Below are 9,174 nucleotides of genomic sequence, written 5' to 3'. Positions count from 1 at the left end.
CGAGCCCAGCCTGGCCAGCTCGACCGCGATCGCGACCAGGTCGATCGCCCCGCGCACCGAGGAGCCACGCCGCAGTTCCGGGTGCGTGCGGGTGGCCCGGGTGATCGCCACCCCGTCGGCGATCAACCCCTCGTCCTCGCGCTCGCCGGTGCGCACGGCCACGATGGCGCGCTCCTCGGCCGCGTCCTGGTAGCCGACCGCCAGCCGGCACCACCGGTCGTAGACCGAGTCGGAGATCCGGGCGGTGCCCACGTTGTCGAACGGGTTCATCGAGGCCAGCACCCGGAACGTGGGCAGCGCGGTGATCAGCCCGACCCGGGGCACCGACACCTCGCGCTCGGCCATCGCCGCCAGCAGCGTGTTGAGCGTGTCCTCCGGGGCCCGGTTGAGCTCCTCGATGTAGAGGAACCCGCCCGAGCGCATGGCCTCGACCAACGGGCCGGGCACGAAGTTCTCCGCCGAGTAGTCCTCGCGCAGTACCCGGGCCGGGTTGTGATGGCCCACCAGCCGCGCCGGGGTCAGCTCCGCGTTGCCCTCCACCAGCACGAACGGCACACCCCAGTTCGCGGTGATCGCGCGCAGGATCGTCGACTTCGACGTCCCCGGCGGGCCCTCCAGCAGGATGTCGCGGCCCGCGGACACCGCCGCCAGCACCAGGTCCAGCTCCCGGCGCCGGCCCACCACGCCCCTCGCGATCTCGTCGCGGCGGGTCGCCGCCGCTGTCATCCCGTTGCTCGTCGAGCCCGCCATCTACCCCTCTATCCCTCGTCCTACGCAGGCAACGGAGATCGGGGGCGGTGCTGCCCACCCCCGATCTCCTGCAGCCCTCAGCCGCCGGCGACCACGTTGAACCCGGCGTCAACCGACAGCGCGACGCCGGTTACGTAACGGCCGGAATCGGCAACGAGGTAGAGCACCGCGTTGCTGATGTCGACCGGGTCAACAGCGTCGACCGGCAGCGCGTTGGCCATGACCTTGAGCAGGTCGGGGTCCCGCTCGATCCGGCCCGCCATGATCTCGTTCTCCGGCATCGGGGTGTGCACGCCGGTCGGGTGGACGGTGTTGAAACGGATCGAGTGCGGGGCGTAGTCCTTGGCGTAGCCGCGCATGAGGCCGGTGAGTCCGTGCTTGGCCGCGACGTACGCGGTGAGCGACAGGTCGTTGTACGTCGAGCCCTTCAGGCCGGCGGTCGAGCTCGTGATGACGACGGCCCCGCCGCGGCCCTGCTCGACCAGGATCGGAACGGTCGCCTCCAGCGTGTGCCACGTGCCCGTCAGGTTCGTGTCGATCGTGTCCTTCCAGATCGCCGCGCGCACGGCGGGGTCCGAGGGCTGGGGCTCTGGGTGCACACACCAGATCGCGGCGTTGGCACAGACGATATCGAGACCCCCGAGTTCGCCGACCCCGGCGGACACGGCGTTACGCAACTGGGTCAGGTCCCGGATGTCCGCCTGCTGGGTCACGATGCGCCGGTCGAGCGCCTCGACCAGGCGCTGCGTCTCCTTGAGGTCGTCCAGCGTGGACATCGCGTAGGACACGGATTCGACCTGGTCGCAGATGTCGATCGCGATGATGTCCGCGCCCTCCTCGGCGAGGCGGATGGCGTGCGACCGCCCCTGGCCCCGCGCCGCGCCGGTGATGAGGGCGACCTTGCCGTCGAGCTGTCCCATGAGTCTCCTATTCGGTGGCTGGGGCCGACACCGTGTGGTGTGTGCGGGCCCGTTGACGCCGTCAGGCGTGGACGGCGGTGGCTGTTCGGGACGTGCGTGGCCCCTGTCTCGGCTGCGGTCTCGCGGCCGGCCGGAACCTAGATGGGCTCGCCGAGATAGACGTTGGCCCCATGGTCATCGGAGTCCCGGGCCCCGGTGCCCTTGAGCCGGACGAGGTGAGACCCGACGCTCCGGACCGACGACGGCAGCGGCTGCCACCAGCGGCGGTAGAAGGTGGGTCTATCGGCTGCCGGGGCTTCGCGACGCCAACGCGGCAGACCGTAAGGGGTGAGGGAGCCGGCCGGGGGCCACCCGGCCAGCTCGCCCGGCCAGCCCTATTCCTCGATGACGATCGCCCGTTCCGGGCACACCATGGCCCCGTACCGAGCCGTCGCCTCCAGACCGGGCGGGACATCCATGGTCTCGCCGCGGTGGATGTTGTAGCCGTTGTCGTCGACGTCGTAGAACTCGCCGGCCATCACGGCGCACCGGCCGTGACCTGTGCATCCTTGCTGGCCGCCGTCCACGCCGACCTTGATGTGGACCTTCACGCCGCGTTCCTTACCCTCGTTCCGCAACCGGCGAGCGAGTCACCAGGCGAGCTTCAGCGTCCGCATCGAGCGCAGGTACCCGCTCACGTGCGTCGGCGGCTCGACAACGCGGTACTCCGGGATCCGCTTGAGCCACTCCTCGAACGTCGCACGCAGCTCGAGCCGGGCGAGGTTCGAGCCGATGCACCGGTGGACGCCGACGCCGAAGGCCGAGTGCAGCACGGTCTCGCGCGTGATGTCGATCGTCTTGGGGTCCTCCACCACCCGCGGGTCACGGGAGGCGCCCGCGTAGACCATCATCACGAAGTCGCCTTCCTTGAGCTGCTGCCCGCCCAGCTCGACGTCCTTGGTGCACGTGCGCCCGAGCGCCACCACGGGCGCGAACACCCGCGCGAACTCCTCGATCGCCCGCGGCATGTACGTGTCCGGGTCGTCGAGCAGCAGCTGGCGGGCTTCGGGGTTCTCGGCCAGCCACTTGATGGCGGAAGCCATGACGTAGGTGGTGGTGGCGATGCCGCCGAAGGTCATGTCGACCAGGACCGAGACGCGGTGCTCCCAGGGCGACGTGGTGCCGTCCTCGTAGGGGACGCCGGCCGCGATCATGTCCACCATATCGCCGCGCGGCGGCTGCTCCGAGCGCTGCTTGAGGTAGTCACCCAGGTACTGGAACACGAAACCGAACTTCGCGCCGCGCTCCTCGAGGTCGGGCGAGAACGTGCCCTGCTCGACGCCGTCGACCAGCTTGTCGAGGTCCTCGACCGGCACGCCGAGCACGTTCTTGAAGAACGCCCAGCCGGGCAGCACCGCGGCGAACTCGCTGACGAACTCGCACTCGCCCTTCTCGATGAACGCGTCGATGAGGGTGTTGGCGTCCTTGCGGATCTGCGCCTCGTAGTCATTGATGACCGCCGGACCCATGAACGGGTTCAGAGCCGAGCGCCAGGCGGTGTGCAGCGGCGGGTCGGACTCCTCGGGGAACAGGAAGGGCAGCCCGTCGGGGCGGTTGGGCATGTACCCCCCGGCCGCCGAGAAGGTGCGCCAGTTCTGGCCCACCTCGCGGACGAGCTTGTTCTGCGAGACCAGGTAGTAGCCCTTGCCGACCTTGCTGTGCGCGACCGGACACTTGTCGACCAGGTCGTCGAGGATCTCGAAGTGCTTGTCGTTGAAGACCGGGTCGTCGAGGTCGAAGTCGTTGTAGATGTCGCGACCGTACTTGCGGATCGACTCGTCGATGTCGTCCTGGGTCGGCGCCGTGAAGTCGGTCTCTTGTGCCTTGAATGCCATTGCGGGTGTACCTCTCTGGCCGGGACAGCTCTGGCCGGGACAGGGCGTTGAAGCGGGAGACGTGGCGGCATACCGGAACGTGTAGCCGCCGTCGATGAGGTGATCGGTGCCGGTGATGAACCGGGCCTCGTCGCTGGCCCCTAGGCGTCCACTCCTCTCCGTGTTCGGACCGCCCACGCGAACGGCGGTGATCCGGGACATGTGTGTCATCACGCGCTGAACACAGCGCCGGCTGGACCCTGACCGCCGCTCGATGTGAAACAATCAGTTGTTTGGAGAGTAGCGGCGTAGATCACAGGGCGTCAATGGCCACCCCGAGCGACACCCGGAGCCCGACATCGGCGCGACCGACCAGCACTGCCTCGCGAGATGGTTGACTACCGGCGGCCACACTCGTACGCTGGATGAACAAATGATTGTTTGTTCCTTGATCGGGCGTCATCATCGCCCGCGCCGCTGAGGGGAAGGACGCGATGACGCAGACCCGAGCCGAGGCCCGGCTCACCTCGGTCGAAGAGCAGTACCCCCTGGCACCGTCGGTGCTCGACGCCGACGTCTATCGCGACCCGGCTCGATACCGGCGCGAGCTGGAGGACGTCCTGTTCGAGGCGTGGTTCCCGGTCTTTCCCTCGTCGGACGTCGCGAAGCCACGTGACTACGTCGTCTGGGATCAACTCGACCAGAGCGTGGTCATCACCCGGCTCGACGACGGCACGGTCTCGTCCTGGCACAACGTGTGCCAGCACCGGGGCGCGCGGCTACTCGACGGGTCCGGCCACTGCCCCACCGGCCGGATCAAGTGCCCCTGGCACGGTTTCGTGTACGACCTGGAAGGCGTCGTCGGCAGCGTGCCGCTGCGCGACTCGTTCGATCCCGGACTGCTCGACGGCCTCCGGGCTCCCGCGGTGCGCGTGACCGAGTGGGGCGGCTGGATCTGGCTCACGCTCTCCGATGACACCCCCGAGCTGCTGGACTACCTCGGGGTGATCGGCGAGGAGCTGGCCGGCTACGAGCTCGACGGGTACACGACCCAGTACCGGCACTCGGTGACGCTGCAGGCCAACTGGAAGATCGTCGTCGACGCGTTCAACGAGACCTGGCATGTGCCCTTCACCCACCAGGACACGCTCGGTGGGGTCGTGCTGTGGCGCGACGCCGCACTCAAGATCGCGTCGCCGCACTCGTGGATGACGCTGCCGGTGCGCGGCCTGACCGACCGGGTATCGAGCACGGACCACCGGAAGACCCATATCTGCCACTACCTGGCGTTCCCGAACACCATCTTCAGCTGCTTCCCGACGCACCTGCAGATGTGGAGCGCCTGGCCGCTGTCGCCGGACGAGACCCTGCTGTGCGCCTACCAGATGGCCGGCCCCGCCCCGGCGGGCATGACCGACGAGAAGTGGGCCCGCAACAACGAGCGGGACTGGAAGCACTTCCTCGATGTCCTGCTGGAGGACTCCGAGGTCATCAACGGCTTCACCAAGGTCGCCCGCTCCAAGGGCTTCACGAAGAACATGTTCAACACCGCGGAGAGCAGGCTGACCGCGTTTCACGGCGAGATTGCCAAGCGCCTGCGGTGACCAGGAGGACCTCATGATCACGATCAAGGTGGACCGCGGGGTCTGCCAGGGCTACGGCAACTGCGTGCTGGCCGATTCCGCAACCTTCGACCTGGACGACGAGGGGCTGGCCACCCTGAAGGCCGAGCAGGTCGGTGAGGACCGATTGGCCGCCGTCCGTCGCGCCGCCTACGACTGCCCGACCGAAGCCATCGCGCTCATCGAATCCGATCCCACCTGACCGGTTCCGGGCCGGGCACCAGCACCGTCAGTCACCTGCAGCGGAGGAAACCATGGGCAAGCTGGACGGCAAGGTCGCCGTCATCACCGGCGCGGGGCGCGGCCAGGGCCGTGCCCACGCGGTACGCCTGGCCGAGGAGGGGGCGGACATCATCGCGCTCGACATCTGCGAGCCGATCGCTTCCGTGTCCTATGAGATGGCCAGCCAGGCGGATCTCGAGGAGACCGCCAAGCTGGTCGAGCAGCAGGACCGGCGGGTGATCGCCCGGAAGGCCGACGCCCGGGACCGCGCCGCGCTTGCCGCCGCCGTGGACGAGGGCGTCGGCGAGTTCGGCCGGCTCGACATCGTGGTGGCGAACGCCGGCATCTGGTCGGCGGCGCCGTTCGTCGACATGACCGACGAGATGTACCACGACATGATCGACGTGCAGATGCACGGGCCGTACAACCTCTGCAAGGTCGCGGTCCCGCACATGATCGAGAAGGGCAACGGCGGCTCGATCATCATCATCAGCTCGACGGCGGGCATGCGCGGCTTCCCCAACCAGGTGCACTACAACATGGGCAAGCACGCCGTGGTCGGCCTGATGCGCACGCTGGCCAACGAACTGGCCCCGCACTTCATCCGGGCCAACACGATCCACCCCAGCTCCACGAACACCAAGATGATCCAGAACGAGGCGATCTGGAGCGCATTCGCCCCTGGTGTCGAGAACCCGACGGTCGCCGACTTCGGTGACACGTTCACCGCGATGAACCTGTTGCCCGTCCCGTGGATGGAGCCGGTGGACATCTCCCACGCGGTGGCGTGGCTGGCGTCCGACGAGTCCCGCTACGTCACGGGTGTGACGCTGCCCGTCGACGCCGGTTACCTGGCCAAGTACAACTGATCGTCGGCGGACCCCGGTGCCCTGCGACGCGGCACCGGGGTCTTCCGCGTCTCTGCCCAACGCCGCGAAGGAGACGTCATGACCATGAGCCCTGAGGAGATCGAGCGGAACGTCCGTGAGCTGCGTGACCGGCAGGAGATCCTCGACTGCCTGATGCGCTACTCGCGGGGCGTGGACCGGCTCGATCGGGACCTGCTGTTGTCGGTCTACCACGAGGACGCGATCGACGACCACGGCATGTTCGTCGGCGACCGCGAGGAGTTCGCGGACTGGGTCGTCGGCATGCACGGCTCGACGCACCTGTCCCACCAGCACTGCCTGTTCAACCACACATGCGAGCTGGACGGCGACGTCGCGCACACCGAGACCTACTACATGTTCTGCGGCATGAACCGCGAGGGCACGCCGCTGGCGATGAGCGGCGGCCGCTACGTGGACCGGTTCGAGCGGCGTGACGGCCGGTGGGCCATCGCCGCGAGGGTGTGCGTGCGGGACTGGGCACCGCTGGACACGCAGCCGGATCCGGAGGACCCGAGCACGATGACGGCGATCCGGCACGCGCTCCCGCCCGCCGTGCTGGAGTTCATGCGCACCGGCCCGCTGCCCACCCGGGACCGCCGCGATCCCTCGTACGACCGCCCGCTCCGCATCGACCCCGACCGGGTCGCCGGCGGGCACGCCCTGCGAGGCTGAGCTCCCGGCCACGGGTCAGCCGAGCCGCTGACGCTGCCCGTGCTCGCCGCGCGCTCGACCGCGGCGAGCACTCGGTGGCGGCGCACCCCGTCCGCGAACGTCGGCGGCCCTTCCGCGCCGCACCAGATCGCCTCGGCGATCTGCGCATACGCCTCGGCCACGGTGTGGCACAGCGAGTCCGGATCGGTGGCTGTGGCCCGCAACCCATCCCGGGGCCGCTTGCGCGACGAGCACATCGCCGCCGGGGTCGAGCAGGACCTCGACCGGCCGTACTGCAGGTGCCCACTGTGGCCGCGGACCACACCGTTGATCTGCCACAGGAAGTTGGTGCCGGTCGAGCGCCCGCCGCGGTAGTGCACCGAGGCGACGACACCGCCCTCCAGGGTGCCGGTGACGACGATCTGGTCCTCGGCGGTCATGGCCGTCATCTCACCCGTGTCCGTGCGGCGCACGAGCGACCGTCGGGTGGTGGCCTGCAGCGCGGTGAACTGGCCCAACACGTGGCAGACCGCGTCGACCGCGTGCGCGAAGGGGATGGTCAGCAGCGTCGCCCCGTTGTCCCTGCCGATCAGATAGACCACGGAAGGATCGACGATCGGCCCCCACCGAACGCCGGTACGGAGCACGCTCGCGGAGAGGACCTCGCCGACAGCGCCCTGCCCGACGAGGTCGCGCACGAACCGCACCCGCGGGCGCCGACCGGGCCTGCAGCCCGACGAAGGCGGGAGGCCGCGCGGGCAGCAAGGTCCTCGGCCCTGGCCGGCCAGTTCCCGAGCGGCCACCCGCACAGCACCACCTTCCCGACCTCGAGGGCCGCGGAGACGAGATGGTGGTGGTGCTCGGGCACCTTGACGAGCTCGTGGCGGCTGGCACACGCCACCGGTACGCCATGCGCGGCCGCGGACTCCGGGATCCCGGCGCTGAGCGCCCGGACCCTGTAGGCCGGCAGCGCGCGCAGCGCCGGCAGGTGGGCGGCCGCGGCCACCCGCGGACGCGGCTGAGGCCGATGATCCCGACCCGGAGCGGGTCGGCCACCGTCTACAGCCCCATTTCCTTGGCGATGATGCTCCGCTGGATCTCGCTCGCCCCGCCGCCGACCATGGCGTGCTTGGCCTCGCGGAAGTAGCGCTCCATGTCGTACTCCGGCAGCTGAGCGTAGCCACCGAGGGCCTGCATCCCGTTGAACGAGGTCTTGAAGGCGACGTCGGCGGCGAACACCTTTGCCATCGACACCTCCTTGATCGCCCGCTCTCCGCGCTGCATCTTGGTGGCGGCGTTGTAGACCAGCAGGCGCGCGGCCTCGACCTCGCACTCGTTCTCGGCCATGCGGTGCTTGAGCACCTGGAACGACGACAGCGGCCGGCCGAACTGCGTGCGGCCCTTCGTGTAGGTGATGGTGTCGTCGAGCGCGGTGCGAGCGTTGCCGACGTAGGACGCCGCCAGGCTCAGCCGCTCCCACTCCAGGTGGTTGCCAATGATGGTCCAGCCGTCGCCCGGCCCGCCGATGATGTTGCCTTCTGGCACACGGGCGTCGGTCAGGAAGATCTCGGTGGTCCCCAGACTCCGCCGGACGATGGTGTTGAGCTTGCGGATGTCGACGCCCTCGGTGGTGTTCGGCACCAGGATCAGGCTCAGCCCGCGGTGCCGCTCGGGGCTCGTGCGCGCCAGAACGGTGATCACCGTGCCCGGCAGGTGCGCGCCCGAGCACCAGGTCTTGTTGCCGTTGAGCACCCAGTGCCCGTCCTGCAGTTCCGCCTTGGTGGACACCGCGGCGGCGTCGGATCCGGCACCCGGCTCGCTGATCGAGACGCTGAACTTGATGTCGCCGGCCAGGAAGCCGGGCAGGTACTTCTCCTTCTGCTCATCCGTGCCGTGGTGGGCGATGTTCGTGGCGGTGAACATCGACGTCATGACGCAGGCGGCGAAGTCGAGGCTGTACTTCGCGATCGCCTCGCAGAAGATCGCATACATCACGGGGTCCGCGTCCAGGCCGCCGAGCTCCTCGGGCACGAGCAGGCCCAGCCAACCGCGGTCGGCGATCTTGCGGTAGGCCTCCTCGGGGAACTCGCGCGACTCGTCGTGCTTGCGCGTGTACTCCCGGCCCACCTCCTTCTCCATGAACAGGTGCAGCGTGTCCTTCCACAGCTGCTGCTCGTCGGTGAGCCTGAAGTCCATCGCCGTCACTCCCGTAGATCGCTGCCGTGGGCTTGTCCGTTGACCACGCTAGCCGACCGTGTTAGAAACA

Annotated in this window: 9 protein-coding genes and 1 pseudogene; 4 read left to right on the top strand and 6 right to left on the bottom strand. The window is 68.9% G+C overall.

Annotation, left to right across the window (positions count from 1 at the left end):
* The 4 genes from HF526_RS28090 to HF526_RS28075 form a co-directional block, all read right to left on the bottom strand.
* On the bottom strand, positions 1 to 750 hold a 750-nt coding region (locus HF526_RS28090), incomplete at its 3' end, for an AAA family ATPase (RefSeq protein ID WP_211177906.1).
* Positions 751 to 827: 77 nt separating this feature from the next.
* Entirely contained in the window at positions 828 to 1,670 is an 843-nt protein-coding gene (locus HF526_RS28085; protein ID WP_169384590.1) for a mycofactocin-coupled SDR family oxidoreductase, read from the bottom strand.
* A 374-nt stretch (positions 1,671 to 2,044) separates the two neighbouring features.
* Positions 2,045 to 2,260 carry a ferredoxin gene (locus tag HF526_RS36605; RefSeq protein WP_338051808.1) on the bottom strand — a complete coding sequence of 72 codons (216 nt, stop codon included), beginning with the start codon at positions 2,258 to 2,260 and terminating at the stop codon, positions 2,045 to 2,047.
* A gap of 39 nt (positions 2,261 to 2,299) precedes the next feature.
* Positions 2,300 to 3,544, bottom strand: coding sequence for a cytochrome P450 (locus tag HF526_RS28075; RefSeq protein ID WP_169384589.1), 1,245 nt, complete (start codon positions 3,542 to 3,544; stop codon positions 2,300 to 2,302).
* A gap of 473 nt (positions 3,545 to 4,017) precedes the next feature.
* Between HF526_RS28075 and HF526_RS28070 the strand changes: the two genes are divergently transcribed.
* From HF526_RS28070 to HF526_RS28055, 4 genes are all read left to right on the top strand, one after another.
* Positions 4,018 to 5,127: an aromatic ring-hydroxylating oxygenase subunit alpha gene (locus tag HF526_RS28070; RefSeq protein ID WP_169384588.1), complete on the top strand. Its 1,110-nt coding sequence runs from the start codon at positions 4,018 to 4,020 to the stop codon at positions 5,125 to 5,127.
* Between the two features lie 13 nt (positions 5,128 to 5,140).
* Entirely contained in the window at positions 5,141 to 5,347 is a 207-nt protein-coding gene (locus HF526_RS28065) for a ferredoxin (protein ID WP_169384587.1), read from the top strand.
* 52 nt (positions 5,348 to 5,399) lie between these two features.
* On the top strand, positions 5,400 to 6,236 hold the full coding sequence (locus HF526_RS28060; RefSeq protein ID WP_169384586.1) for a mycofactocin-coupled SDR family oxidoreductase: 837 nt from the start codon (positions 5,400 to 5,402) through the stop codon (positions 6,234 to 6,236).
* A gap of 78 nt (positions 6,237 to 6,314) precedes the next feature.
* The gene (locus tag HF526_RS28055; RefSeq protein ID WP_169384585.1) at positions 6,315 to 6,929 is read left to right on the top strand and encodes a nuclear transport factor 2 family protein; all 615 of its coding nucleotides are present in this window, start codon (positions 6,315 to 6,317) and stop codon (positions 6,927 to 6,929) included.
* A gap of 362 nt (positions 6,930 to 7,291) precedes the next feature.
* On the opposite strand, the pseudogene HF526_RS37555 reads toward HF526_RS28055, so the two are convergent.
* Both HF526_RS37555 and HF526_RS28050 read right to left on the bottom strand, forming a co-directional pair.
* Positions 7,292 to 7,606: pseudogene (locus HF526_RS37555) on the bottom strand (gfo/Idh/MocA family oxidoreductase); the annotation flags it as partial.
* A gap of 361 nt (positions 7,607 to 7,967) precedes the next feature.
* Positions 7,968 to 9,104, bottom strand: a complete 1,137-nt coding sequence (locus HF526_RS28050; protein ID WP_169384584.1) for an acyl-CoA dehydrogenase family protein — start codon at positions 9,102 to 9,104, stop codon at positions 7,968 to 7,970.
* Between the last annotated feature and the right edge of the window lie 70 nt (positions 9,105 to 9,174).

Source organism: Pseudonocardia acidicola (assembly GCF_012911935.1).
Classification (GTDB): Bacteria; Actinomycetota; Actinomycetes; order Mycobacteriales; family Pseudonocardiaceae; genus Pseudonocardia; species Pseudonocardia acidicola.
Note: the sequence above shows the minus strand (reverse complement) of the source record. Positions and strands in the feature narration are given on the sequence as shown.

Bases quoted from the DNA above. Each gene is read 5' to 3' on its own strand.
- HF526_RS28060 (WP_169384586.1), top strand. From the start codon at position 5,400: ATGGGCAAGCTGGACGGCAAGGTCGCCGTCATCACCGGCGCGGGGCGC.
- HF526_RS28055 (WP_169384585.1), top strand. From the start codon at position 6,315: ATGACCATGAGCCCTGAGGAGATCGAGCGGAACGTCCGTGAGCTGCGT.
- HF526_RS28050 (WP_169384584.1), bottom strand. From the start codon at position 9,104: ATGGACTTCAGGCTCACCGACGAGCAGCAGCTGTGGAAGGACACGCTG.
- HF526_RS28085 (WP_169384590.1), bottom strand. From the start codon at position 1,670: ATGGGACAGCTCGACGGCAAGGTCGCCCTCATCACCGGCGCGGCGCGG.
- HF526_RS28065 (WP_169384587.1), top strand. From the start codon at position 5,141: ATGATCACGATCAAGGTGGACCGCGGGGTCTGCCAGGGCTACGGCAAC.
- HF526_RS28075 (WP_169384589.1), bottom strand. From the start codon at position 3,544: ATGGCATTCAAGGCACAAGAGACCGACTTCACGGCGCCGACCCAGGAC.
- HF526_RS28070 (WP_169384588.1), top strand. From the start codon at position 4,018: ATGACGCAGACCCGAGCCGAGGCCCGGCTCACCTCGGTCGAAGAGCAG.